This is a genomic window from Herbiconiux daphne (assembly GCF_024979295.1).
Lineage (GTDB): Bacteria > Actinomycetota > Actinomycetes > Actinomycetales > Microbacteriaceae > Herbiconiux > Herbiconiux daphnes.
The window spans coordinates 1-569 of sequence record NZ_JANLCJ010000638.1 but is presented as its reverse complement, the minus strand read 5'-3'; the positions used below and the strand labels follow the sequence as shown (position 1 = coordinate 569).

At 49.2% G+C, this 569-nt stretch carries 1 pseudogene; it reads right to left on the bottom strand.

Going from position 1 to position 569, the window contains the following annotated elements:
* A pseudogene (locus N1032_RS26895) lies at positions 1 to 395 on the bottom strand (hypothetical protein); the annotation flags it as partial.
* Positions 396 to 569: the final 174 nt, after the last annotated feature.

The following is a 569-nucleotide window of genomic DNA, read 5'->3' as shown; positions in this document are numbered from 1 at the left end:
GTTTGGGTCGTTTCATCGATTTGCGTTTGCGGGAACGTCTTGATCGGCACGTTGATCACCTGTTCCAATGGTTTGTTTGGTGTCTTGTCTTTCAATGGTGGCACGGCAATCGTTGGTGCTTTTGGTGATACCGGAACCGCTTGATCGATCAAAGTTGATGGTGTCTTGGTTGGTGTCGCTTGTTTGATCGGTGCCGGAACTTTTGGTTCCAAAGGAACGATCGGCGCGTTTGGTGCTTTGGTCGGTGTTGCTTGTTTTGGTGATGTTGGGATCGCGGCATCAGACTGTTGCTTGATTGATGTCGGTGTCTTACTTGGCGTTGCTTGATCGATCAATTTGGTTGGCACTTTTGGCGCATCCGGAATGATTGGTGCGTTTGGTGCTTTTGTAGGCACGGCATTGATTGTTGCGGGTGTTGATGGTATTGCGGCATCCGATTGTTGTTTGATGCTTGACGGTGTCTTGCTTGGTGTTGCTTGTTTTGGTGCTTTTGGTGTCTTAGGTTCCAAAGGTTGCGTCGGTGTCGAAGGTGTCTTGCTTGGTGTTGCTTGGGTTGGTGCTTTTGGTGT